The organism is Halonotius sp. F2-221B (assembly GCF_046719765.1).
In the GTDB taxonomy this organism is placed as follows: Archaea; Halobacteriota; Halobacteria; order Halobacteriales; family Haloferacaceae; genus Halonotius.
In genome coordinates this window covers 72,965-95,451 of the sequence record NZ_JABEBY010000001.1, presented here as the reverse complement: position 1 = coordinate 95,451, position 22,487 = coordinate 72,965, and the positions used below count along the sequence as shown (strand labels likewise).

The window sequence follows — 22,487 nt, the reverse complement described above, 5'->3', positions numbered from 1 at the left end:
GCCGATCAGTCGCTATTCGGGATCACCACGTCATGCTCCAGCGTGCCGATCCCTTCGATCTCGACTTCGACGTGATCGCAATCGGCAAGCGCGCCGACACCCGCGGGTGTCCCCGTTGAGATCACGTCGCCCGGCTCCAATGTCATGTACTCGGTGATTTCGGCGATCAGCTCCGAGACTGAGAAGTAAAACTGGTCGATTGTGGCGTCCTGCTTGGTCTCGCCGTTGACTCGAAGTTCGATGCTGGCGTCGTCGGGCACCTCCTCGGGCGTCGCTATCACCGGGCCGAGCGGCGCGGCGTTGTCGAAGGCCTTCCCGCGCACCCAGTTCTGTTCGCGGTCTTGATCGTCGCGGTTGGAGAGATCGTTGAGACAGGTGTAGCCCCTGACGACATCGAGAGCATCAGCTTCGTCAACGTTTCGACACTGCTCGTCGATGACGACCGCAAACTCGGCCTCCCAGTCGATCCGCTCCTTGCCCGCTGGTAGCGTCACCGTCGACCCCGGGGCGGCGACGGCGTTCGGTGGTTTGAGGAACAACAGCGGGCGATCCGGTACATCCGAATCGCGCTCGGCGGCGTGGTCGGCGTAGTTGCGGCCGACACAGATGATCTTCGTCGGCTCACAGGGCGGGAGGATGTCGACGCTGTCGCGGGCGTACTCTTGGTCGCCGAAGGCGACGGTGTTGTCGGTGGCGGTGCCCTGTCGAACGGTGCCGGCGGGATCGCGGAAGCGGACGAGATGCATACCACGCGTCGTCGTGGTGGATAAAAACGTGTTGTGGTCACCGCGGCCGACTTTTATATGGCTGCTGGCGGTAATGTACACTGACTATGACGTTTGAACTCACCTATCACGGGCACTCCGCATGGCACCTCACGGTCGACGACACAACGCTGCTGATCGACCCCTTCTTCGACAACGCCCACACCACGTTGGAACCCGAGGATGTCGAGACGCCTGATTACCTCCTGCTCACCCACGGCCACGCCGACCACATCGGCCACGCCGAACACTTCGCGGACGCGACGCTGGTGGCGACCCCCGAGATCGTCAGCTACGCCACAAGCGAACTCGGCTTTGAGGACGCCGTCGGCGGCATCGGGATGAACCTCGGCGGCACCGTCGAATGCGGCGATGCCGTCGTGTCGATGGTGCGGGCCGACCACACCAACGGGATCAACACCGACCACGAGTATGAGGGCGGGATGCCCGCCGGCTTCGTCGTCAGCGACACCAAACCAAGCCAGCTCGAAGACAGCGAGTCGACGACGTTCTACCACGCCGGCGACACCAGCCTGATGAGCGAGATGAAAGACGTGATCGGGCCGTATCTCGACCCCGACGCCGCGGCCGTTCCGATCGGCGATCACTTCACGATGGGGCCCATGCAGGCGGCTGTCGCCGTCGACTGGCTTGACGTGGAGCACGCCTTCCCGATGCATTACGACACCTTCCCGCCGATCGAAGTCGATACCGACGAGTGGGAACGGGAGGTGCGGGCGACCGGCAGCGGCGCGGAGACACACATCCTCGACGGTGAGGAATCGGTCGCTCTCGACTAACGACGGTGCTGCGGCCACGAGAGCCCCGTTCGGAGCGACCTACGCTTGCTGTCGAACGCGGTGGTGTCGGTAGGTCATCGCCGTCCCATCGATAATCACAAGATCACGACCTTCGGGATCGTGACGGGCCGGTGTCGGCGGTGCAGCACCGAAGACGTACGGTGAATCGCTCTGTACCATAGCCGATACCATGCGACCGACTAATATAAACCTTTGTCAGACAGTACCACACACGATCTCAGGCGGGATACGGCTCGGCCGTCCCGTCGATGACGGCAGCAAGATCAGCCAGCGAGTCGATAACGTAGTCCGGCGTGACTGCCGAGTCCGCCACAGCCGATCGGTTCATGATCCCGGTTGTCACCAACACCGTCGTCATTCCGGCGGCCGCGCCGAGTTGAATGTCGGTGTTGAGTCGGTCGCCGACGACGAGACACTTCTCGCCGGGGACACCAAGGTAGTCAACTACCGTTTTGCGGGCGTACGCCGACGGTTTCCCACAGATCACGTCGACCGAGCGGTCGGTGACGCCCTCCATCGCGTGAATGATCGCCCCTGACCCCGGGCGGTTGGGGCCATCCTGTGGGATGACTGTATCCGGGTCAGTGCCGACGAAGGTCGTGTCGTCGTCGAGCGCGATGATCGTCTCACAGAGCGTTTCGTAGCCGAACTCCCGGGAGAGTGAGCCGACGACGACATCCGCTGCTCGCGGATCGGTTGTCACCGAGAGCCCGGCGTCGACGAGTTGGTCACGGAGGCCAGCCTCGCCGACGAGAAACACCTGCTCGTCGGCGTGTTCGGCTTGGAGGTAGTCGGTGGTGATCGTCCCGGCGGTGAACACTTCCTCGGCCGAGATGGTAAATCCAGCCTCGGCGAACCGCGCCTCGTAGGCCGCCGATCGTTCGATCGGGTTGTTCGAACAAAATACCCGACGAAGCCCTGCATCCTCGACGGCCGCCAGCCCCTCGGCCGCGCCGTCGATCGGTGCTGACTCCCGGACAACCGTGCCGTCGACATCGAGGACGATCCCCTCGTAGCTCATGGAGGGTCTCGCCGCCGTACCGAATTGAAACGCTCGGTTCGCCACACCCGCTAACGGAAAGACACTAACTGTAGCGTCACGTATGAATCGGCGTGACGACCCAGCTGACTCTCATTCAGATCGACAACTACGGCCCCTGGACGGTTACCCCCGAGCCGCGCCGGGAGATGGATCTCCAAACCATGCAGTCCCGGCTGTTTGCCGACCTCGCGCAGTTCATCGGCAGCCGCGGCGGCTACGTCTTCTTCAGCCGGTTCGACAACATGATCGCCGTCACCAACGGCATCGGCCGCGCCGGCCACACCGCCCTCCAGGAAAGCGTCCGCAACCGGTATCCGGTCACCGTCAGCCTCGGGATCGGTACCGCCGAAACGCCGGCGGCCGCCCTCGATGCGGCGACCGAGCAGATTCAGGCCGCCGGCAGTGCCCAAGACGAGGGGCGCACCGAGGTACTGGCCGGCGAGCCGCTGGATGCCGACGCCGATGCCACGACACATATCGCCCACTTCGATGTCAACGACGCGACGGGCAAATACACCGACCAACTCAACGAGTTTGATTCCTTTATCCACATCGAGCGCAGCTACGCCTCGCTGATGGAGTATCTGCGGGAGGCCCACGGCGCGCTCTCATTCTTTGTCGGCGGCGACAACATCATCGCCGTCTGTCCGGATCTCTCGTCGGCCGACTACCGAGCGGCCATCGACCACGTCGAACGCGATGTCGGCGTTGAGCTGAAGGTCGGCGTCGGCCGCGGGACGACGGCCCACGACGCGGGCTACGCCGCCAAACACGCCCTCGAAGACTGCCGATACGAAGGAACGATCGTCGAATTCGACCACCCACAGGCAACGACCGGAGACGACTGAGATGCCCTGCTGCGATCGATCGCCGCCCACCCAATGAGCGACACCGCACTGTACTTCACTGCCCCGGAGACGGTCGATCATCGCCCGGTTAGCGTCGACCCCGCCGCCGACGAGGTCGTCGTCGCCACCGACGCCTCGGCGATCAGTGCCGGGACGGAACTGCTCGTCTACCGCGATGAGGCCCCCGACGACCTCCCGGTCGACGAGAACATCGAAGCGTTCGACGACACCTTCGAATACCCGCTACGGTACGGCTACGCCGCCGCCGGCACCGTCGTCGAGACCGGCAGCGACGTTGCCGACGAGTGGCTGGATCGCTCGGTCTTCGCCTTTCGACCTCACCAGACGCGGTTCGCGGCCGATCCTGACGACCTCGTGCCGCTGCCCGATGGCGTCTCGCCCGCCCACGGTAGCCTATTGCCGACGGTCGAAACCGCGACCAATCTTGTCCTCGACAGCGAGCCGCGGCTCGGCGAGTCGGTTGTCGTGTTCGGCGCGGGTGTCGTCGGCCTCTGTACGACCCGGCTGCTGTCGGCGTTTCCGCTTGGCGAGCTCGTTGTCGTCGAACCGATCGCCACCCGCCGGGAGGCGGCGACCGCGATGGGCGCGGATCGAACGCTGACGCCCGAGGCGGCTGCGGCCGAAGTCGGCGACTGCGATCTCGCGGTCGAACTCTCCGGGGAGCCGGCCGTCCTCAACGACGCCATCGACGCCGTCGGCTACGATGGCCGTGTCGTCGTCGGCTCATGGTACGGCGAGAAACGCGCCCCGATCGATCTCGGCGGGAGCTTCCACCGTGATCGGATCGAACTCGTCTCCAGTCAGGTAAGCACGATTGACCCCGCTCGTCGCGGCCGCTGGGATCGAAAACGGCGGTTCGACACCGCCGTCGAGTGGCTTGACCGGCTGGACTGCGAGCGACTCATCAGCCACCGCGTGCCGTTCAGTGAGGCGGCCGATGCCTACGAACTGCTCGACGCACGCGACGAATCGGTGCTGCAGGTCGTCCTCACCTACTAACCTCACCTATCGATTTTGCAGATACGTTACGATCGATTTCCGGCTGTCGGTTAGCCATCGCGTCGCAATGAAGAAGGCGGCCGCACCGATCCCGATGCCCACGATGGTATCCGAGAGATAGTGCGTCCCGAGATACATCCGCGAGACCGCAACCATCGCAGCAAGGGCGACCGTCGGCACGAGCGGCAGCCGCTCGGAGCGCGCGGCGAGCAGGGCAAAGACGGTGACACCGGCCGCGTGGCCGGACGGAAACGAGTGGGCGACCATCTCGCCGCTCGTGACACAGACCGGGTTCGGCGGGAACGGTCGCTGGACGAGCCCCATCAACGTCAGCACGACAGGCCCGGTGAGTCCGAGGGCGAGCACCGATGTCCCGACCTCCTCGTGCCAGTCAGCCAGATAGAACAGGCCGACGACGACCGCCGCCGCGGTCGCCGAGCCAAGGCCGGTGACCGAGTTCATCACCTTCGTGATCGCGGGGTCGCGGATCGAAACGAGCAGGTCGGCGACAAGCTGGTCGAGCCCGACGATTATGACACCGACCTCGGCAAGGAGTCCCGTCATGTGGTTGGCGAACCATCGCGTTGGAGCCTCAAAGCCCCGGCGTCATCGACTCAGGTCGGTGTGTCGCTGGCCCTGCGCCGCAGCGACCACACGACGAGCACGCCGACCGCGAGCCACAGCAGCAGTTCGAGGTAAAACGACGGACTACCGAGGTAGAACCAAACAAACTCGCCCGGCGGGATCGCAGGCGGATTCGGCGGCGACACGACCGGCCAGCCGAGAAACAGCGCGTCGCTCGGCCGGCCGTTGATGACGACGTGAACGGCGTCAAGGAACAGATGCGACCCCCAGCCGATGGCGAGCGAAAGCCCCCGCCTGCTTGCGAGGGCACCGCCACGCCGGTCGGCGAGGGCGACGACGAGCGCAACCGCCAGCAGGATCGCGCTGTGGCCGATCGAGTGGTAGAGTTCCGTCACGCCGGCCATCCCCAGCGGTTTGTCGATGAGATCAGGCAGGGCGGCACCGACAACGAGCCAGCCGAGAGACAGCGGCGGTCGGGTCGCACGACCCGTCGCCGACACGGCACGGAACCGACTCACGATACCGATGCCGGCGGCGACAACGAGGTGAGTCGGGAAGAGCACGGGAAAACTACGACGGCAGGCGGGTTAAGCTTCGTCGCTGGAGCTGGCGGCGTCAGCACCGCGACTCGGGGGATAGAACCCGCTGATCGCCAGGATATCCCGGCCGAAGACCGCCAGCGACGGCGCGAGGACGACCGGCGCGAGCCGCCAGCCGAGGGCGGTCGGCACCGCTGGCAGCAACACAGCCGTCAGAAAGCCCATCTGGACGCCCGCGAGGTATTTGCCGAGGTCGCTGTCGGGGCGATCAAAGACCGGCAGGCCGCGGGCGCGCCGCAGCCACCGCACGCCAAGAAAGACGTATCGCGCCGCCGACAGCGACAGATACCACCACGGCAGCAACCCCCAGCAGACGGCGACAAGCGGCGCGGCGACGAAGCCGGCGGTGTCGACGGTCATATCCAGCCGCTCGCCGAGGTCGGTCTCCCGGCCGACCGTCCGAGCGACCGTCCCGTCGAGTTTGTCGCAGACGACGCCGACGCCGTAACAGACGCCGGGCAGCCACGCGACAGCCGCTGTCGGCGCGGCGACAGCGAGGCCGGCGACGACGCCGTAGAGCCCGCTTCGCAGCCCGGTCACCGTGTTTGCAAGGCCGAAGAGGTAGCCGACCGGTTCGTCGCCGAGTTCTGCGGGAGCGGTATTGCGGGCGACGACCCACAGCTGTCCGGCGGCGAAGATGGCGGCGACGGCGGCGGGTGACAGCGGCGACCATGCCGCGGGCTCAGCCGGAAGCAGCCCCGCAACCGCGAGGCCAACCACGGCGGCCGCGAGCAGCGGGAGGCCGACCCGGCCGACGGCCACGTGGCTGGAACTGGACGCGGCGCGCGCCCACGGTCGCACGCGATCACTCACGGAGCAGGACGACCAACACGGCGATCAACACGACCTGTGCGAGCTTATCGATCGCGCCGAGCGTGCCGACATCGGCCGGGAACGCCTTGTCGCCGGCAGCGAAGTTGAACACGTACCAGAGGACGATCTGGATCGCGGTAAACGGAATCCCGACCGCATAGACCGTCCGGCGGCGGTAGTTGAGGAGGACGAGAACGACCGCCCCGAGAAAGCCGAGGCCAGCCAGAATGAAGCTGATTCCGAGCGGCGAGTCGATGAAGCCGACGCCGAGCCGGAGGTGAATGACCGCCGAGACGATGGCGGCGATGATGCCGACGTAGGCGAGCCCACTCAGCGATTCAACGTCGAGCGAGCGGCCGCCAGTATCTGTGCTCATACGTATACGCCGGCCGGAATCCACATAATCGTATCGCCGACATGACGATTAGCGGCTGAAGTCGGGGGCTTCGAGCGCGTCGATCCGCTCGCAGTCACGCTCGTCGAGTCGCGTCGCCACGGCGGCCGCGTTGTCGATGATGTGGTCGGTGGTCGTACTCGACGGGATCGGGACGACGCCGCGGGTGGCGTTCCACGCTAATACGACGCCGGCCGGCGAGCGGTCATATTTCTCCCCGATCTCAGCCAACACCGGCTCGTCCAACAGCCCCGGAGCCGACAGCGGCGAGTGGGCAACGACGGCGATATCGTGGTTGTGACAGAACTCGATAAGCTCAGATCGTGGCTGGTAGGGATGTCGCTCGATCTGGACGACGGCTGGCGGGATCGACGCCGCATCGAGAATCGTTGCCAGTTGCGACCGCGAGACGTTGCAGACGCCGAGGCTGTCGGCCCAGCCGCGGTCGACGACCTGCTCAAGATTTGCCCACGCCTCGGCCAGCGGAATCGACGCCGTCTCGATCTCGCCGTCGGCGTCAGTCGGAAACGTCAGTGCCTCCTGTGTTTCTACTGGCTTCTCGGCCAGCCGATCCAGCGATCCCTGATGGGCCCACGCTTCGGGCCAGTGGAGCATGTAGCAGTCGAAGGCGTCGATGCCGAGTTCGTCGAGGCTACCCTCACAGGCCGCAAGCAGGTGCTCCCGCTGGTGGTTCGTTCGCCAAACCTTCCCGAGGATCGTGAGGTGGTCTCGATCCGGCGATCCCGGCGCGTCGAGCAAGTCGCCGATACGGAACTCGTTGCCATATAGCTCCGCGCTGTCGAGTAGCCGATAGCCCGCATCGAGGGCGGTCGCAATCGACGCCTTGCGGTCGACATACTCGTCACCGCGGTAGCGCGAGCAGCCGAATCCAATCGGCGGCAACGACAGCGGGTGGTCATCGCTGGCTGTCGCTGCCGATGCCGGCGTCGACCCTGTCTCGTCCGGAACCGTCACGCCATGGCTCGATACGTCGACCGGGCCACCCTCCGCGGCCGCCGTCTCGATGGCGTTGCAGACGGCGACGACGTGGGCTCCGCGGCGTGCTGTTCGGCGATCCGGCTCGCCGGCAGCAACGCTCGCTGCGAGGTCGTCTACGGCGTCGATGTAGGCGCGTGCGTCAGCCGGCGACTGCGGCGGGACGGTCGTGTACGACCGACCGAGGCCGCCGTACTGGAGGGCGTCGTCGTCGGGTTCCATCCGACCGGTGTTGTCGAGATAGAGTGAGCCGTCGTCGCCGTGGAGTTCCAGCCCGTAGAACTCTCGGCTCCGGTGCGGCGCGTAGAAACTCGCCGTGAGCCGCACCGTCGGGCCGGCTCGAAACGCTAGCGTCGCCTCGACGTGGCTGTCGGCTTCGGGCTGTTTGGGTTCTCGCTCGGGCCACGGATCGAGGCTGTTAGCGACCCGGACGCGCTCGACGGGGCCGAACCACGCGACCAGCAGCGACAGGGGGTAGACACCACCGTCGTACAGCGGCCCGATGGAGAGAAAGGAGTCGGGGCGGTCGTGCCAGTCGGTGACGCGGCCGACGTGGGCGTGGGCGTAGGCCAACTGGACGGGGCCGAGTCGGCCCTCCCCGAGCAAGCGACGGGCGCGCTGTTGGGTTGGCCCCGCGACCGATGCCGGTGCGCAGCCAAGCGCGAGATTCCGCTTGCGGGCCATCTCGACTAATTCGCCGGCCGTCTCGCTGTCGAGAGCAAGGGGCTTTTCGGAGTAGACGTGGCGGTCGGCTGCGAGGGCGGTTCGCGTCACCTCGGCGTGGGCCGCGTGGCTCGTCAGATTGACGACCAGCGGCGCGTCGACGGCGTCAAGCGCGGCATCGAGGTCGTCGAAAGCGGGGCAGTCGTGGCTCGCAGCGAGCGTTTCGGCGCGGTCACTGTCGAGATCACAGACGCCGGCGAGCGTGAGTTCTGACTCGGCGAGGTCAGCGGCATACGACGAGGCAATCGAGCCCGCACCGACGAACAGACAGTGCACACTCTCACCGTGCGGGCGAGGGGTAAAATTCCCTCGGCGAATGAAGCTCGACGATCCCGCCGATGGGGTTTTGCCAGTCTCGGTCGAAGGCTACCCGTGGTAGAACCGGGAATGAGTCGGCTCGGGACGGCCTATCTGCGAGCGATCCAAGCCGTCGGCCGTCGCCTGCCGTACGGCACAACCGTCTACGACCGGTCGTGGGACGTGTTGGTCGTCCTCGACGGCTGTCGGGCCGATCTGCTGGCGGCGGTCGCCGACGACTACGGGTTCCTCACCGACGTGGGATCGATCCGCTCGGTCGGCAGTTCCTCCTCGGAGTGGCTGGAAAACACCTTCGGCGGCCACCCCGAAACCGCACGGACGGTCATGGTGACAGCCAACACGTGGACGGATCGCTATCTCGACGCCGACGCTTTCGCCGCACTCGATGAAGTCTGGAAATACGCGTGGGACGACGATCACGGCACCATTCCACCGGCGGCGGTGACCGATCGCGCGATCAGCCACGCCCGCGAGCACGACCCCGATCGGCTGGTCGTCCACTATATGCAACCCCACCATCCCTTTGTCCCGAATCCGCTCGATGGCGACGAGGGGCTGGTACGAGGTGGCAGCCACAGCAATACGGGAAATCCGTGGGTCGCGCTCCGACAAAACGAGGTCAGCGTCGACCGCGTGTGGGCGGCCTACAAAGCGAATCTCGACTACGTACTCAGCGAGGTTGGATCGCTGTGCGAGAACGTCGACGGTCGGGTTGCCATCACGGCCGACCACGGCAACCTCTTCGGCGAGTGGGGGCTGTACGGCCACCCGATGGAAACGCCCGTGCCCGCGCTGATTACGGTTCCGTGGGCGGAAACGACAGCAACGGATAGCCGAACGCGAACGCCGACGCTGGAGCCGCCGGAGTCGCTACCGGTCTCACGGGTCTACGGCGATGACACTGAGAGTGAACAGTTGGCGGCGTTGGGGTATCGAACATGAGGATCGGCCTCATCGTCTACGGCACCTTCGACTCACAGTCGGGCGGCTTCCACTACGACCGGCAACTCGTCTCCGAACTTCGGGCGGCCGGCGACACAGTAGACGTGATCGAACTCCCATGGCGATCCTACCCGCGTGGACTCCTCGACAACGTCTCGCCCCGATTCCCGCGGCGACTCGTCGGCGAGTATGACGTGTTACTGCAGGACGAACTCGCCCATCCCTCCTTAGCGTGGACGAACCGCCGGCTTGCGACGCCGATCGTGAGCATCGTCCACCACCTCCGGGCGAGCGAGCAGCGACGACTGACGCCGCTGTATCGGGCCGTCGAACGTCGCTATCTCCGGGGCGTCGACGGCGTCGTCTGCAACAGCAGCGTTACGCGCGACGTTGTCACCGGCTTCGGCGTCGACGCCGACCGGACGGTGGTCGCACCGCCGGCCGGCGACCGGTTCGACCCGCAGATCGAAAGCGACGCCATCGCCGACCGTGCCCGCGAATCCCCACTCAGCCTGCTGTTCGTCGGCAATATCACCCCGCGAAAGGGCGTCGACACGCTACTCGACGGACTGGCGGCCGCCGACGGCGACGCCGAACTCACAGTCGTCGGCAAGCCGGTCGACGAGGGGTATGTCGCACGGTGCCGTGACCGCGTCGCTGACCACGGGCTGGACGACTGCGTCGAGTTCGCCGGTGGCATCGACGACGCGTCCCTCGCCGCCGTGTTCCGCGACCACCACGTACTGGCTGTTCCGTCCCGCTATGAGGGGTACGGGATCGTTTATCTCGAAGGGATGGGCTTCGGGCTGCCGGCGATTGCCGCACGGGCCGGCGGCGCGACTGATATCGTCACCGACGGCGAGAATGGGTTTCTCGTCGACCCCGACGATTCGGACGCGGTCGCCGACGCGATCACCACGCTGGCGACCGACCGCGAGCGGCTGTCGACGATGGGGCAAGCAGCCCGAAGGCGGTACGAGGCCCAGCCAGACTGGGCGGAGACGGCCGACAGGGTTCGGGTGCTGCTGGAATCGGTTGTCGACAATGACCTCGGATGAAAACAGATCGCTACCGATGAGGCCGCGTTGCAGTTGCTGGATCTTTCGGCTGCATTCGGCGAGATCGACAGTGAGTGAGCACGGTCACTCCCAAAACAACGCTGGACTGTCATCTGCTGAGACGCGATATCTCTCGTACTCATACCCACCCGTCAGGAACCCACGCAGTGACGGCAGCGGGGTCGTCGTAGGCCGCATCAATGGCGTCGATCGCCTCAACCAGAATTTGCGGCGGGGGCGGGTCACTGTCTGAATAATAACAGAGCCCGTGCGGAACTGTCTCGTCGAAAAAGTCATCGTCGGCAGTCAGAACGACCCAGTCGGTAGCTGCTGCGTAAGCGGCGATCGCAGCATCGGTCGCAGTGGGTTCGAGAACATCCCGAACGCGGGCAACTGTGTGGCTGGACTCAGATTCGAGGGCGGCAACGTACGACGCTTTCACCATCTGTCACACAGTACCCGCATCGACACTTACTCCTCGGTGTCGGGGGTGTGGGCCTCGGCCGTGATCGCGTGCTCAGTGGCTGCCTTCTGCATCCGGATGTAGTCCATCAATTCGGGGTGGGACTCGTAGTATTCGATGGCAGCCTCGACCTGCGGGCGGTCGAGCGTCGGATACTCAGCGAGTAACTCATCGACGGTTGCACCCGATTCGACGGCGGCCCCGAGTGTGTAGACACCGATCCGCGTGCCGTCGATTCGTGGCTTGCCGTGGAGAATATCAGGCGTTCGCACGATCTCGACGCCGGTGCTCATACATCTGTATACGGGTTGTAGCGATAAAATACTCGGGGAACTGCAACCGGATCACACTGCTGGCTCGTGTGATGTGACAGCAGCAGCACGATTCAGCCACAGTTGCGACAGCCGATCGACGCGACCGGACGTTCTGCATACTGGCTGCTGTCTGGCAGTAGACGGAGGGGCATCCCGTCACTCCGGGAGGTCGATGTCGGCGTCGGCGTCGTACTCCCAGCCCTGCTCGTCGATGAACGAAACCACGTCGTCGAGGCCTTCGGTGACGCGGATTTCGGTGTCGTCAGCGCCCTCGGTATCCTCGCCACTTTCGGTGTCGAGAGCGGCACCGAGTGTGCTGATCGGATGGGTTTCGCTCTGGACGTTTGGGCCATCGTGGCCTTCGATCGTCACGGTCTGGGCTGTGTTCTCGTGAATGTAGACATCGATATCCGTTCGGAACGGGCGTTCTTTTAGCGTAACCCGCACGGTGCCGTCGCCGTCTCGCTTCGTCGCCGTCGCCGTGTATCGCACGTCGTCGATCACCGGGCGGAGCGCGATCGCGTCCTCGTGGTCGTAGGCGCGCTCAGCGATCACCGTTCCGTCGTGGCTGTAGATCGCCTTCCAGGTGCGAAACGAGGGGAGACTGCCGGTTCGGTACCGGGAGGCGGTATCGACGAAATCGAAGCCGATCTTCAGCGGCATGTTTGGGTGTGGCGTGCCGTGGGCCTCGCGGTAGGCTTGGGCGTCTTGTTGGGTTGGGCTGTGGGCTGTGAGTTCGGTGTGGGCTGTTTCGACATCGGTGGCCGTGATGGATTCCGGGTCGACCTTGAAGGACTCGCCGTCGTAATACGCCCAGACGCGGGCGATCGCCGCCGAGAGTAGGTCGTTGTGGCCTGTCGCTGTGTCGGTGTTTTTGAGCTGTGTCAGTACCGCGATGAGCGATCGGACTGTCTCGCGGTCGAACGCTGGGATGTCGGCGTGCATACGATTTGGTATGTGATTGTGGCTGTGGGATTCGCTTCAATCCCACCTTTTTTTGTGTCGGGTCGCCGTCGGCGACCACTCCTTGAAACAGCTGGATCAAAAACTGCTGCCTCGCTGACGCTCGGCAGTGAACCGCTCGCTCCCGTTGGTCGCTCGCGGATGCTACTTCTAGACTACCCTCTCAACAAAATTGATTTCGTCGTTGATTAGGCTTCGTCGTCTTCGGCTTCGTTTTTACCGCGCTGTCGGCCTTTTGCGACACGTTCGCCGCCGCTGAGAAGGCTTTCACGCGCCTCTTCGCGGGCAGACTGATCGTCGCTATCTTCGCTCATACTGGTACGTTGGTCGGTACGATGTTGGAATCGACACCTGTCTGGTGGTTACTCATCAAGCACGCGGCTGTGGAAAACGACGGGAGTCACGAAGACATTCTCGTGTGCCAGTTTCGGCCGTTTTGCGTTTCCGTCGCGTTCGAACTCGATTACGTCGGCCTCGAAGAGCAGATCGAGATCACGGCTCACGATACTCACATCGCGGCCGACCTGCCGTGCGAGATCGCGGATCGACGACACGTCCTGTCGTTCGATTGTGCGCAGTAACTCGACTCGTTTCTCGGTGAGTACGTTCTCGGCGGTGTCGCGCCGCAGTGTGAGCACATCCGAGAGGTCAGCCTCGGACAACTGCTTCAGGTACTGAATCTCCGGATCGATCTGTTCGTGCGTAGCCATTGTGATTCCTGTTAGACGGACGTACATTGACATAGAACGTCAACATATAAATAGCCACGGGAAAAACTCAGATCCGACGCCATAGCAGCATTCGTGGCGGGATAGCCACCGATGACGAAAACCTACACAGTCGATCTCGGGTCGTATCATGGGCGGGAATATTTGCTCCGCGTCCGAGCGACACCGAACTTCGATACACCTGATGATTTTGCGGTGGTGCTCTTCTACAAAGATCCAGAGGTAGAGGCCAACGTGCAGATCGTCCGCGTAGATCAGGCACACGGATTTACGCACATTGATCGGCTCTACCGCGACGGCGACCCGAAGGAACGCGTTGACTGGGGGCTGTGGGACGCCGTCGAACAGTTGAAATCAAACTGGCGAACGTATGCTGAGAGTTATGAGAGCGGCTAAAGCTGGATCAAAAAGAGCCGCGCTCGCTCCCGTTGGTCGCTCGCGGATGCTACTCCCCGACAGCTCCCTCGACAATCTCGATTTTCTCGTCGGATACTGGGCAACGATTATTGCGGTAGCCACTCAATCAAGAGCCATGAGTACCGAATCCGGCACTACGAATAACCCTCCTATCGGGACGACTATCACACTCACCTACGAGGGTGACTGGTGGGTCGCAAGCGATGACGAAACCGGTGTCACGAGCCAAGGGAAGACCCGGCATGAAGCACTCGACAATCTCGATGAGGCATTACAGGGGTATCATGGCGAGGGGGAACCGCCGAGCGAAGCCGAACTCCGCGAGGCTGGAATCGATCCCGAACAGAATACATCCGGATCGATTGAAGACTCGGACATATTCGAGTAGTCAGTACCGAAAAATCGGAGAAACGGTTTTGTGAATTCACATCTGAATATCTAATATGGGAACGAAGTCGATTCAGGTCTCGGAGGCGTTTCACTCGTATGTGGAAGCCCACAAGAAAGAGGATGAAACGCTGGGTGAGACATTAGTTCGACTGACCGGCGGCCCACGACCCGAGATCGTCGCTGGCCTCGTCTCCGAGGAGACGGCCGACGCGATGGAGGAGGCGATTGAGACCCGAAGTCAGAATCAGACCACCAGCCGCGAACAGATCGTCGAGCAGTTTGAGGCTACTGATGATTCTTGACACTCACTTTTTTGCGTCAAATCGCCGTCGGCGACCGATCTTTGCTCATGCGACGCCTATTCGGTAGACACTCTGTTAGCGGATATTCACCTACCCTCACCATCAATTGAAGTCTTCGATGGATGCCTGTCCGTTAGCGGCTGACCCGGATTGATACTTTTCGAATTCCTCATCGACATCAGCGACGAGGTCTTCAATCGGCTTCTCTATCACGTCAATTATGTCTGTTGCGTGATATACTTTGTACCGTTCTTTCCCGGTTACTTCCACTAGTACACCCTCTTTTTCGAGTTCGTAGATCGCGTTTCGAGCCGCCTGATACCCGACATCCGCCCGTTGTTCCGCCTGTTTAATCGTGATGACGGGGTTTTTGAACAGCTCATAGAGGATCGACAGCAGCGTTTCTGATTGCCGCCCCTGATATGTCTCTCGGTACTCCTCACGCAGCTCCAGCAACTCTTTCGAACGGATGAATACCTCTTTGCTCTGATCGATGACGCCATCGAGGAAAAACGAGATCCATTCCTCCCACTCGCCTTTCGAGTTCACATTGAACAGCGTATCAACGTACTCATCCCGATACTGATTGAAATACGAACTCAGATAGAGGAAGGGGTCCGGAAGCAGTCCGTATTTGTCCATCAACAGCGTGATCAATAACCGACCCATCCGTCCATTACCGTCGGTAAACGGGTGAATCGTTTCGAACTGATAGTGGATGAACGCGATATCAATAAGTGGATCGAAGGTTGGCCCGTCCTGGATATACTCGATCAGTTCATCCATTTTGTAGGACACGTGATGTGGTGCCGGTGGGACAAACCGGGCGTCCCGCGTATCTCGACTCCCGATTGCGCGTTGATCCGGTCGGTACTGGCCCGGATTCTTTTCGCCGCCGCGTACATCTGTCATCAGGATTTCGTGTAGCTCTTTCAACAGATCAGCCGTGATTGCAGCGTCGGGTAAGACATCGAGCCCTCGCTGCGTCGCGTGCACGTAGTTGAGTACCTCAGCTGCTTCATGCCGGGTCGTTCCTTCGATTGCGTCTTCTTCCCCGGCTTCGTGGGCATAGACAGCCGAAACCGTAGCATAGGTGCCTTCGATCCGTGATGAAAAGACCGCCTCGCGTCGGATGAACGGCCCCAGTAAGAGCATTCGAGAGCCCTGCACCATCTGCCCGATGCCGGCCAATTGCCCGACAGTACCGCGTGCTTCAGCGAGCTTTTCGATGAGTTCCGGTGTGTATTCGAACTCCGGAGGAAGGGGATCAGGGTTGTACGTTGGATACCCCTGATCCGTGTTGATCGTTCCCGGATACTCCGCCGCAAAATCCGTATGATCCATCACTAAGCGAATATGACGCTCTCTAACTTAATTTTTTGCCAGAAATACAAACTTAGAGAGTGCTGGTTCAGGCTAAGTATATGCCGCACTCACTTAGCCCCACCTTTTTCTGCGTTGGGTGGCCTCGCTTCGCTCGGCCACCGCTCCTTGAAAAAGCTGGACCAAAAAGTGCTGCCTCGCTTCGCTCGGCAGTGAACCGCTCGCTCCCATTGGTCGCTCGCGGATGCTACTCCCCAACAGCCTCCTCGACGATCTCGATTTCCTCGTCGGTCAGCCCGTATAGCTCATAGACGATCTCATCAATCAAATCATCAGTCTCCTCGATTTTCGCCTCTAACTCCTCGGCGCGTTCCTTGGTCTGCGTGTAGCTCTCCAACCCACTTTCGACATCGGCCACAGCGGGCAACGTCAGTTTCCGCAGTCGATCCACCAACGAGTTCGTCTTCGTCGCCGTCTCCCGAAAGCCGGCAAACCCGCCGGCTTCCTCAATCGCCACCGGAACAAACGCCTCAATCAAATCCGCCTCAACGTCGCTCAGATCCGTAATCCGCAATGCAACCTCAGCGTCGGTTTCAACGTAGCCACCCCCACCTTTTTCTGCGTCGGGTCGCCGTCGGCGACCGCTCCTTGAAAAAGCTGGATCAAAAACTGCTGCCTCCCTGCGGTCGGCAGTGAACCGCTCGCTACGCTCGCGGATGCTATTTCTCAATGGCCGCTGCTTTGACTAACTTCTCAGCGCGTTCGTTCATTTCATCGGTATGGCTCACAGAGCTACGAGAGATCGTTCCAATTCTCTCGGTTCCGCAGTCACTCTTCTCACTTAGGCAAACAGAATACACTTTCCAGCTACTCGGCTCCTCTTTGACCCCAGTTCCCACTTTTCCAACGCAGTGTCGACATCGATACCCTGTGAGTTCAGTCACGAACACATGGAAGGGTGGCACCGTCTTCAGTTTTGAATCCTCGCAGCAAATATTATTTAACGGTGATTGACGAATCGAAGGCTAATGGGATACGATGGGCCGAAGGTCTTTCTAGCACCGTATGGCAATGATGCCGCGCTAGAAAACGTCGAAAACAGCGTTTTGGAGGGTATCGATGCCGATCGTGTCCGCCAGTATACTGAGCGGCCACCGGACGCATTTGATGATGTCATTCGGCTATGGGGAACAAAACCGTCAGTAGCTGGCACGTGGAAAAATATTGAACAGGGTGATTACCTGTTTTTCTACCGAAATGGAACGTATACGTACTCTGCGAAAGTTCTCGGTACAGAACAGAATGAGGCACTCGGTAGAGATGTCTGGTCGAACTTTGAAGATGATCCGTGGGATAGAATAATCTATCTTGCACCACCGACCGAAATGAACGTCTCCTCCGAAGAGATTCACAACCTTGCAGGATACGACCGTTCCTATCCACTCGGATTCAGTCCGCTCAACGAGATGGGTGTTGGTGGTATTCGCGGGAAGTATGGTTCTGTAGAAGCGTTAGCCTCCGGAGAAACTGGTTCGACCCAGACCGAAATCACGGAGACGATAACAGATATCGAGATTCACAGTACGCCGGATTTCGATCTCTTAGACGAGGGACTTCTCGATGGGTTGTATTTTCAGGACAACCGCGGAAACGAGATTCTTGAACAAATCGAATCAGCGTTCAAAGCTGGTAAGCATGTCATCTTCACCGGACCGCCCGGAACAGGGAAAACTGAAATCGCTAGACGAGTCTGTCATTCCCTCGTAGAATCTCACAGCGATACCTATTCCGGCTACGAAATGACGACAGCCACAGCCGATTGGTCGACCTTCGAGACCGTTGGTGGCTACATGCCAACAGAGACAGACGGTGAGAATCTCTCGTTCGAGACTGGGCAGGTGCTACGGCGGTTCAAACAAGATGGTTCTCAAGAGAACGAACTCTTGGTGATTGATGAGATCAATCGCGCCGATATCGACAAAGCATTCGGGCAGTTATTCACACTTCTTTCCGGACAAGAAGTACAGTTACCCTATCGCCGAGATGGCAACGAAATCGTTGTCAAACAAGCTGACGACAATGCCGGAACTCCAGCACCCCATGAGTATATCATGCCCAATTCGTGGCGATTGCTGGCGACGATGAACACCTACGATAAGACTTCATTATACGAACTGTCGTACGCATTCATGCGGCGGTTTTCGTTCATTCATGTCGATGCCCCACAGGTGCCTGACGCCCGAGCAGAACGAATCGACCTACTCGAACAGTACGCAGACGCTTGGGGGATGGATCTGTCCAGGCCGGCGAATGAAGATGTGCTCGATGCTGTGTCTGAAATATGGCTCAGACTCAATGACGGCCGGAGCGACCGCAAAATCGGTCCTGCCATCGTTCGAGACATGCTGGATGGCATCATGAACTCACCCTCTCGAACCACCGAACGCGCTGTCACCGATGCAGTCGGTAACTACGTCCTGCCTCAACTCGAAGGATCACCTCGCCGGGAAGCTACCGTCAAACAACTCTCTCAGATCGATGCTGTTGATTCCAGTCGACTCAGCGAACTCGGCCGTGATATGCTACAGATAGAAATCGATGGATAGAGCCGAACTTATCGATGCTGTCTCGGAGGATTTGTTCGCCTATGTGATGCACGGAGAGATTTCTGAACAACACGTCACGACACAACTCAAACCGACAGGACTGGATGAACGTTTCGAGAGCTTCGACGCGCTTGTTGACCTCCATTTTCTTCTTCGACCAGCAGTCGTCGATTTCGTAGACCAACTCCCGTCTCGACTCCGGAGTATCAAGACACAGACGAAGAACGTCCAACAGACGACGCGAGGACAGATATCCGGGCGAATCGATTGGACTTCGACGATGAAACAACGCTCCTCGCAGGCACCGGGCGATACGTCGTTATTTGTCTGTGACAACCGTCACGAAAGCTACGATATTGACGAGAATATCGTTCTCAAACGTCTCCTGTCGATTATTTACACGACTCTGGAGGAGTGTGAGACATACCTCAAACAGGAATACGAATGGGTAACTGATCGCTGGCAGGAGAATCTTGAACTCGTCGAGCAGATGCGAGAGTTGTTTGAACGGAACGTCCACATCAAGCGTATTCGTGACCCCGAGACCTACGAGCCGACAGACCGAATGATTCAGACAGCAGCCATGTCGCGTAGCGATGTCTACCGAGAGGCTGCTTCGTTGTTACAGGATCATAGACGAGCCAGAGAGAGCAATCCGGACGCTCTCAGAGAATTGTTGGAAGAGACGTTGATCACACCTGATGACGAAGAAACACTCTTCGAACTCTACGTCCTGTTCCAGTATGTTGAATCAATTGAGGAGTACCAGCAAAGCGAAACCTCCGTCAAAACGATTGAATCTGGAAAACAAGAGGTCGCTCGAATAAAGAGCGAGGATGGTACCGATGTCGTGTTGTACCACGATAGCTCTGCCAATGACCGAAATCTCTCGTTTGTCCCCGAACCAATAGAAAAACAGGATGCCGAACTGACCCGGTCAGAACAGATAGACCGCCAGGCTCGAGAAATCGTTGAGAACTACTTCACTGACAAAGGGTTCCAACTGCAAACCAACCGACCTGATATTATCATACTCGAAGTACAACATGAGGAAGGATACGAATACTTGATCACTGAGGTCAAAAACTCCACCAGCGAGCAAACAGTGAAAAAAGGCGTAACCGAGACACTCGAATATCTCGCATTCCTCCGCCAAGAAAACGAATTAGTGTTTGACCCTGATACCCCATTTGGATCGGGTTGGAACGGCGTGCTCGTAGTCCAAGATTTCGAAAGCCGATCCACGGCACCAATTGAAGATCAAGACACGATTAGAATTCTACAAGCTTCTGAACTGGCTGATTCTCTGCCAGTAATCTTAGACAGATTGTTGTAGTTTGTTTTTGTAGCCGCTCGGTAGCTTTGACCAACATCTCGCTCTAATAGAACGGTCGGCCCTGATACTGCTCCTCTGACCGCGCTGTTGTCGATTCGTCTCACGCTGATTGACGGGCTCCGTCAGTCGATCGCAACATTACAGTACGATTACTTCGCTTGTTCGTGAATCTCGTCGATCGCGGACGCCACCGTCGACTCATCGAGGCCCATCACCTCCGCGATCTGGGCGTCGCTAAACCCCTGGACGGCGAGATAGCAGGCCAGCGGCCGATCGCCGGCGGCGGCGACCTGTACCGGCACCCGCGCGGTCTCAGGGCTGTTCGCCGAGGCATCCGAGTGCCGAAACCGAAACGCCGGCAGCCGCTCGAACAGCACCGCCAACAGCGTCGCCCGAATCGGATGCGACCGGGCGGCCTCGGGCTCGGTCGCCAGCCGCACCGCGCCCTCGGGGGTCTCCAAGCTCCGACTGACTGCCTGCGGGAGTGCCTTCGGTACCGGCATCGACAGCGACTCCGGGAGGTACACCGACACCTCCGCCGAGCTGTGTACCGAGCCCGCCTCGCCCTCGTAGATCGTCTCCGTCGCGTCCATACACTCGCTTGTGGCTGATCGATCATAAGCTGTTGTCTGCGATGTTTAATCTGGATAAGAGTTCACAGGGGTTTCACTGGCGAATGGTGTGTCTACGTAGAAAGCCCTCGACGCTATCGACTCCCGGGACTCTCACGGCTCCCTCCGGTCGCCGTTCGAGCGAATCGCGGTCTCCCTGCGGTCGACCGCGCGCTCGCTGCGCTCCTCGTCGTTCGCGTTGCTCACTCCTGCGGTGCTTGCGTCGTCCGGGTTCGTCGATAGCGTCTCGCCCTTTCAGTCCGCCAGGATGTGGTCTGATCAGCCAGCTGACCCACCTGCTTGCCTGATGTTTCCGAACCGGATATCTGATCAGCTTACTCAGCCTGATATCGGTCGACCGTTTCGGCCTGTAGCTCATCTCGAATCACGTGGCTGTCCTCAGCGTCGACAACGACCTCGATGATCTCGCTGCCCTCGCGGTCGGCCGCGGCGGCGTAGGCCTCCCGGAACCCCTCGCGGCTCTCGACGCGCGAAAAGCCCAGCCCGTAGAGCTCGCCCGCCGGCTCGAAGTCGATTCCGTGCGGCGTCTTGAACTGCCGCGTAAACGGCGGCTCGAAGTTCTCGATCGGCAGCTTGTGGAAGATGCCGCCGCCGTCGTTGTTGATCACCACAACGGTCGCGTCGACCTCGGCGCGCCCGACAGCCAACAGCCCATTCAGGTCGTGATAGAACGCCAGATCACCGATCACCAGCGTCACGTCGTCGGTCGTCCCGTGGGCCGCACCCAATGCCGTCGAGACGATCCCGTCGATCCCCGACGCGCCGCGGTTGCCAAGCGCGGTAATCGATTTCGTCGTGGCCGCGCCAAACCGATCGAGATCACGCACCGGCATGCTGTTGGAAACGACGAGTGTCGCCGGATCGGGCAGCCCGGCGACCACGTCGGCGACGATCCCACCCTCGTAGAGGCGGTCGGCGGCCGCCTCAGTGACCGCCTGTTGGGCCGCCTCGGCGGTCTCCCAGCGACCGCGCCACTCGGCCGACCCACCACCACGGATCACCTGCGCAAGCTGGCCACAGAGCCGGTCGGGATCAGCCACCACGAGATCACTTGCGGTGAACGCCGCCTCGCGCCACGCGCCCGCGGGATCGACAACCACCTGCCGCGCATCGACACCAGCGAGATACTTCCGCAGCGGTTTCGAGGTCGGCGACGCGCCCAGCCGCACCACAACCTCGGGATCGGGCCAGTCGTCGGTCACCGCCGTATTCACAAACCCATCGTAGCCGCCGATCACCGGCGCGACGCGGGTGTGGCCGCCAAAGCGCAGCCCCGAGAGCGGGTCGGCGAGGATCGGAAACCCACTGGCATGCGCAAACGCCGTCACGGCCTCGGGATCGAGCCCCGGCGGATCGGCCGGGCCAGCGACGAGCAGCCCCCGATCGACCGACAGCGTCTCGCCCAACTTCCGGAGATCGCGGTCGTCGAGCTGTGGCTCCCCGCTCGTTCGCCGCACAAACGGCGTCTCCTCATCGCGGCCGAGAGCCGCCAACGCGTCGAGATCCGCGGGCACGTCGCCCTCGACCGGCGTCGGCTCCAAGGGTTTCCGGAACGGGACGTTCAGATGCACCGGCCCGGCGGGCGTCCCCTCAGCCGTCCCAACCGCCCGACAGATATCGGTTCGCAGCGACCGCAGCGCGCGCTCCCGGGCGGCGGGCTCGGGGAGCTCCTTGTACCACCGCACGGCGTCGCCGTAGAGCTTCTGTTGATCGACGGTCTGATTGGCCCCCGATTCCCTGAGCTCCGGCGGCCGATCGGCCGTCAGTAAGAGGAGCGGCACCCGCGCCTGGTTCGCCTCGACAACGGCGGGATGGTAGTTCGCGGCGGCCGTCCCGGACGTACAGATCAGCGGCGTCACCTCGCCGGTTCGGCGAGCCCGACCGAGGGCAAAGTAGGCCGCCGACCGCTCGTCGAGCGCGGAGATCGCCGTCAACTCCTCGTGTTCGTCGACAGCGACCGTCAGCGGCGTCGAGCGGCTCCCCGGCGAGACACAGACCGTACGAACGCCACTACGGGCGAGTTCGGCGGCGATCGCCCGCCCCCACAGCGTGTTCCGGTTCGGTGCAGTCATGGCCGACATGTCGGGGTC

26 protein-coding genes and 1 pseudogene are annotated in these 22,487 nt (G+C 61.3%); 10 read left to right on the top strand and 17 right to left on the bottom strand.

Going from position 1 to position 22,487, the window contains the following annotated elements:
- Positions 1–5: 5 nt before the first annotated feature.
- The gene (locus tag HKK80_RS00540; RefSeq protein WP_411797660.1) at positions 6–746 is read right to left on the bottom strand and encodes a fumarylacetoacetate hydrolase family protein; all 741 of its coding nucleotides are present in this window, start codon (positions 744–746) and stop codon (positions 6–8) included.
- Between the two features lie 86 nt (positions 747–832).
- Here HKK80_RS00540 and HKK80_RS00535 point away from each other — a divergent pair, with 86 nt between their 5' ends.
- Positions 833–1,564, top strand: coding sequence for a metal-dependent hydrolase (locus HKK80_RS00535; protein WP_411797659.1), 732 nt, complete (start codon positions 833–835; stop codon positions 1,562–1,564).
- Between the two features lie 39 nt (positions 1,565–1,603).
- Here the strand turns inward: HKK80_RS00535 and HKK80_RS00530 are convergent, their stop codons facing one another.
- Entirely contained in the window at positions 1,604–1,744 is a 141-nt protein-coding gene (locus HKK80_RS00530; RefSeq protein ID WP_411797658.1) for a hypothetical protein, read from the bottom strand.
- 58 nt (positions 1,745–1,802) lie between these two features.
- Positions 1,803–2,606 (bottom strand): HAD-IIA family hydrolase, encoded by an 804-nt coding sequence (locus tag HKK80_RS00525; protein ID WP_411797657.1) that lies wholly within the window; start codon positions 2,604–2,606, stop codon positions 1,803–1,805.
- 92 nt (positions 2,607–2,698) lie between these two features.
- Between HKK80_RS00525 and HKK80_RS00520 the strand changes: the two genes are divergently transcribed.
- Both HKK80_RS00520 and HKK80_RS00515 read left to right on the top strand, forming a co-directional pair.
- A complete protein-coding gene (locus HKK80_RS00520) occupies positions 2,699–3,475 on the top strand; it encodes a GTP cyclohydrolase III (protein ID WP_411797656.1) in 777 nt (258 codons plus the stop codon).
- 33 nt (positions 3,476–3,508) lie between these two features.
- Positions 3,509–4,495 carry a zinc-dependent alcohol dehydrogenase gene (locus HKK80_RS00515; RefSeq protein ID WP_411797655.1) on the top strand — a complete coding sequence of 329 codons (987 nt, stop codon included), beginning with the start codon at positions 3,509–3,511 and terminating at the stop codon, positions 4,493–4,495.
- A gap of 6 nt (positions 4,496–4,501) precedes the next feature.
- On the opposite strand, the gene HKK80_RS00510 is transcribed toward HKK80_RS00515, so the two are convergent.
- Genes HKK80_RS00510 through HKK80_RS00490 form a run of 5 tightly spaced genes read right to left on the bottom strand, consistent with a single transcriptional unit; the run spans position 4,502 to position 8,881 of the window.
- A complete protein-coding gene (locus HKK80_RS00510) occupies positions 4,502–5,059 on the bottom strand; it encodes a phosphatase PAP2 family protein (protein WP_411797654.1) in 558 nt (185 codons plus the stop codon).
- A 50-nt stretch (positions 5,060–5,109) separates the two neighbouring features.
- Positions 5,110–5,643 carry a metal-dependent hydrolase gene (locus HKK80_RS00505; RefSeq protein ID WP_411797653.1) on the bottom strand — a complete coding sequence of 178 codons (534 nt, stop codon included), beginning with the start codon at positions 5,641–5,643 and terminating at the stop codon, positions 5,110–5,112.
- A gap of 24 nt (positions 5,644–5,667) precedes the next feature.
- Positions 5,668–6,492, bottom strand: coding sequence for a CDP-alcohol phosphatidyltransferase family protein (locus HKK80_RS00500; RefSeq protein ID WP_411797652.1), 825 nt, complete (start codon positions 6,490–6,492; stop codon positions 5,668–5,670).
- Entirely contained in the window at positions 6,485–6,868 is a 384-nt protein-coding gene (locus HKK80_RS00495; protein WP_411797651.1) for a hypothetical protein, read from the bottom strand. Before HKK80_RS00495 ends, HKK80_RS00500 begins: the two co-directional genes overlap by 8 nt.
- 48 nt (positions 6,869–6,916) lie before the next feature.
- Entirely contained in the window at positions 6,917–8,881 is a 1,965-nt protein-coding gene (locus HKK80_RS00490) for an aldo/keto reductase (protein ID WP_411797650.1), read from the bottom strand.
- Between the two features lie 111 nt (positions 8,882–8,992).
- On the opposite strand from HKK80_RS00490, the gene HKK80_RS00485 reads away from it, so the two are divergent.
- Complete coding sequence (locus HKK80_RS00485) at positions 8,993–9,865, top strand: hypothetical protein (RefSeq protein ID WP_411797784.1); 873 nt, start codon at positions 8,993–8,995, stop codon at positions 9,863–9,865.
- Positions 9,862–10,923, top strand: a complete 1,062-nt coding sequence (locus HKK80_RS00480) for a glycosyltransferase family 4 protein (RefSeq protein ID WP_411797649.1) — start codon at positions 9,862–9,864, stop codon at positions 10,921–10,923. Before HKK80_RS00485 ends, HKK80_RS00480 begins: the two co-directional genes overlap by 4 nt.
- Before the next feature lie 139 nt (positions 10,924–11,062).
- On the opposite strand, the gene HKK80_RS00475 is transcribed toward HKK80_RS00480, so the two are convergent.
- The 5 genes from HKK80_RS00475 to HKK80_RS00455 all read right to left on the bottom strand — a co-directional run bounded on the left by HKK80_RS00475 (position 11,063) and on the right by HKK80_RS00455 (position 13,373).
- The gene (locus HKK80_RS00475; RefSeq protein ID WP_411797648.1) at positions 11,063–11,368 is read right to left on the bottom strand and encodes a DUF5615 family PIN-like protein; all 306 of its coding nucleotides are present in this window, start codon (positions 11,366–11,368) and stop codon (positions 11,063–11,065) included.
- Positions 11,369–11,394: 26 nt separating this feature from the next.
- Positions 11,395–11,679, bottom strand: coding sequence for a DUF433 domain-containing protein (locus HKK80_RS00470; protein WP_411797647.1), 285 nt, complete (start codon positions 11,677–11,679; stop codon positions 11,395–11,397).
- A gap of 177 nt (positions 11,680–11,856) precedes the next feature.
- The gene (locus HKK80_RS00465; RefSeq protein ID WP_411797646.1) at positions 11,857–12,645 is read right to left on the bottom strand and encodes a hypothetical protein; all 789 of its coding nucleotides are present in this window, start codon (positions 12,643–12,645) and stop codon (positions 11,857–11,859) included.
- Between the two features lie 206 nt (positions 12,646–12,851).
- Entirely contained in the window at positions 12,852–12,977 is a 126-nt protein-coding gene (locus HKK80_RS00460) for a hypothetical protein (RefSeq protein WP_411797645.1), read from the bottom strand.
- A 48-nt stretch (positions 12,978–13,025) separates the two neighbouring features.
- Positions 13,026–13,373 (bottom strand): MarR family transcriptional regulator, encoded by a 348-nt coding sequence (locus HKK80_RS00455; protein WP_411797644.1) that lies wholly within the window; start codon positions 13,371–13,373, stop codon positions 13,026–13,028.
- A 111-nt stretch (positions 13,374–13,484) separates the two neighbouring features.
- Between HKK80_RS00455 and HKK80_RS00450 the strand changes: the two genes are divergently transcribed.
- The 3 genes from HKK80_RS00450 (at position 13,485) to HKK80_RS00440 (ending at position 14,500) form a co-directional block, all read left to right on the top strand.
- Positions 13,485–13,787 carry a hypothetical protein gene (locus tag HKK80_RS00450; protein ID WP_411797643.1) on the top strand — a complete coding sequence of 101 codons (303 nt, stop codon included), beginning with the start codon at positions 13,485–13,487 and terminating at the stop codon, positions 13,785–13,787.
- A gap of 136 nt (positions 13,788–13,923) precedes the next feature.
- Positions 13,924–14,196: a type II toxin-antitoxin system HicB family antitoxin gene (locus HKK80_RS00445; protein WP_411797642.1), complete on the top strand. Its 273-nt coding sequence runs from the start codon at positions 13,924–13,926 to the stop codon at positions 14,194–14,196.
- Between the two features lie 55 nt (positions 14,197–14,251).
- Complete coding sequence (locus HKK80_RS00440; protein WP_411797641.1) at positions 14,252–14,500, top strand: hypothetical protein; 249 nt, start codon at positions 14,252–14,254, stop codon at positions 14,498–14,500.
- Positions 14,501–14,602: 102 nt separating this feature from the next.
- On the opposite strand, the gene HKK80_RS00435 is transcribed toward HKK80_RS00440, so the two are convergent.
- Together HKK80_RS00435 and HKK80_RS00430 are read right to left on the bottom strand one after the other, a co-directional pair.
- Positions 14,603–15,844: a Fic family protein gene (locus HKK80_RS00435; protein ID WP_411797640.1), complete on the bottom strand. Its 1,242-nt coding sequence runs from the start codon at positions 15,842–15,844 to the stop codon at positions 14,603–14,605.
- 226 nt (positions 15,845–16,070) lie between these two features.
- A pseudogene (locus tag HKK80_RS00430) lies at positions 16,071–16,427 on the bottom strand (restriction endonuclease); the annotation flags it as partial.
- A gap of 424 nt (positions 16,428–16,851) precedes the next feature.
- On the opposite strand from HKK80_RS00430, the gene HKK80_RS00425 reads away from it, so the two are divergent.
- Complete coding sequence (locus HKK80_RS00425) at positions 16,852–18,429, top strand: AAA family ATPase (RefSeq protein ID WP_411797639.1); 1,578 nt, start codon at positions 16,852–16,854, stop codon at positions 18,427–18,429.
- Positions 18,422–19,765 carry a hypothetical protein gene (locus tag HKK80_RS00420; protein ID WP_411797638.1) on the top strand — a complete coding sequence of 448 codons (1,344 nt, stop codon included), beginning with the start codon at positions 18,422–18,424 and terminating at the stop codon, positions 19,763–19,765. Before HKK80_RS00425 ends, HKK80_RS00420 begins: the two co-directional genes overlap by 8 nt.
- Positions 19,766–19,914: 149 nt before the next feature.
- Here the strand turns inward: HKK80_RS00420 and HKK80_RS00415 are convergent, their stop codons facing one another.
- Positions 19,915–20,358 carry a hypothetical protein gene (locus tag HKK80_RS00415; RefSeq protein WP_411797637.1) on the bottom strand — a complete coding sequence of 148 codons (444 nt, stop codon included), beginning with the start codon at positions 20,356–20,358 and terminating at the stop codon, positions 19,915–19,917.
- A 353-nt stretch (positions 20,359–20,711) separates the two neighbouring features.
- Positions 20,712–22,469 (bottom strand): 2-succinyl-5-enolpyruvyl-6-hydroxy-3-cyclohexene-1-carboxylic-acid synthase, encoded by a 1,758-nt coding sequence (gene menD / locus HKK80_RS00410; protein WP_411797636.1) that lies wholly within the window; start codon positions 22,467–22,469, stop codon positions 20,712–20,714.
- Positions 22,470–22,487: the final 18 nt, after the last annotated feature.

Bases quoted from the DNA above. Each gene is read 5' to 3' on its own strand.
- HKK80_RS00530 (WP_411797658.1), bottom strand. From the start codon at position 1,744: ATGGTACAGAGCGATTCACCGTACGTCTTCGGTGCTGCACCGCCGACA.
- HKK80_RS00495 (WP_411797651.1), bottom strand. From the start codon at position 6,868: ATGAGCACAGATACTGGCGGCCGCTCGCTCGACGTTGAATCGCTGAGT.
- HKK80_RS00515 (WP_411797655.1), top strand. From the start codon at position 3,509: ATGAGCGACACCGCACTGTACTTCACTGCCCCGGAGACGGTCGATCAT.
- HKK80_RS00415 (WP_411797637.1), bottom strand. From the start codon at position 20,358: ATGGACGCGACGGAGACGATCTACGAGGGCGAGGCGGGCTCGGTACAC.
- HKK80_RS00470 (WP_411797647.1), bottom strand. From the start codon at position 11,679: ATGAGCACCGGCGTCGAGATCGTGCGAACGCCTGATATTCTCCACGGC.
- HKK80_RS00540 (WP_411797660.1), bottom strand. From the start codon at position 746: ATGCATCTCGTCCGCTTCCGCGATCCCGCCGGCACCGTTCGACAGGGC.
- HKK80_RS00485 (WP_411797784.1), top strand. From the start codon at position 8,993: ATGAGTCGGCTCGGGACGGCCTATCTGCGAGCGATCCAAGCCGTCGGC.
- HKK80_RS00420 (WP_411797638.1), top strand. From the start codon at position 18,422: ATGGATAGAGCCGAACTTATCGATGCTGTCTCGGAGGATTTGTTCGCC.
- menD (WP_411797636.1), bottom strand. From the start codon at position 22,469: ATGACTGCACCGAACCGGAACACGCTGTGGGGGCGGGCGATCGCCGCC.
- HKK80_RS00445 (WP_411797642.1), top strand. From the start codon at position 13,924: ATGAGTACCGAATCCGGCACTACGAATAACCCTCCTATCGGGACGACT.
- HKK80_RS00475 (WP_411797648.1), bottom strand. From the start codon at position 11,368: ATGGTGAAAGCGTCGTACGTTGCCGCCCTCGAATCTGAGTCCAGCCAC.
- HKK80_RS00510 (WP_411797654.1), bottom strand. From the start codon at position 5,059: ATGACGGGACTCCTTGCCGAGGTCGGTGTCATAATCGTCGGGCTCGAC.
- HKK80_RS00465 (WP_411797646.1), bottom strand. From the start codon at position 12,645: ATGCACGCCGACATCCCAGCGTTCGACCGCGAGACAGTCCGATCGCTC.
- HKK80_RS00435 (WP_411797640.1), bottom strand. From the start codon at position 15,844: ATGGATCATACGGATTTTGCGGCGGAGTATCCGGGAACGATCAACACG.
- HKK80_RS00425 (WP_411797639.1), top strand. From the start codon at position 16,852: ATGGGATACGATGGGCCGAAGGTCTTTCTAGCACCGTATGGCAATGAT.
- HKK80_RS00480 (WP_411797649.1), top strand. From the start codon at position 9,862: ATGAGGATCGGCCTCATCGTCTACGGCACCTTCGACTCACAGTCGGGC.
- HKK80_RS00525 (WP_411797657.1), bottom strand. From the start codon at position 2,606: ATGAGCTACGAGGGGATCGTCCTCGATGTCGACGGCACGGTTGTCCGG.
- HKK80_RS00440 (WP_411797641.1), top strand. From the start codon at position 14,252: ATGGGAACGAAGTCGATTCAGGTCTCGGAGGCGTTTCACTCGTATGTG.
- HKK80_RS00450 (WP_411797643.1), top strand. From the start codon at position 13,485: ATGACGAAAACCTACACAGTCGATCTCGGGTCGTATCATGGGCGGGAA.
- HKK80_RS00460 (WP_411797645.1), bottom strand. From the start codon at position 12,977: ATGAGCGAAGATAGCGACGATCAGTCTGCCCGCGAAGAGGCGCGTGAA.
- HKK80_RS00535 (WP_411797659.1), top strand. From the start codon at position 833: ATGACGTTTGAACTCACCTATCACGGGCACTCCGCATGGCACCTCACG.
- HKK80_RS00455 (WP_411797644.1), bottom strand. From the start codon at position 13,373: ATGGCTACGCACGAACAGATCGATCCGGAGATTCAGTACCTGAAGCAG.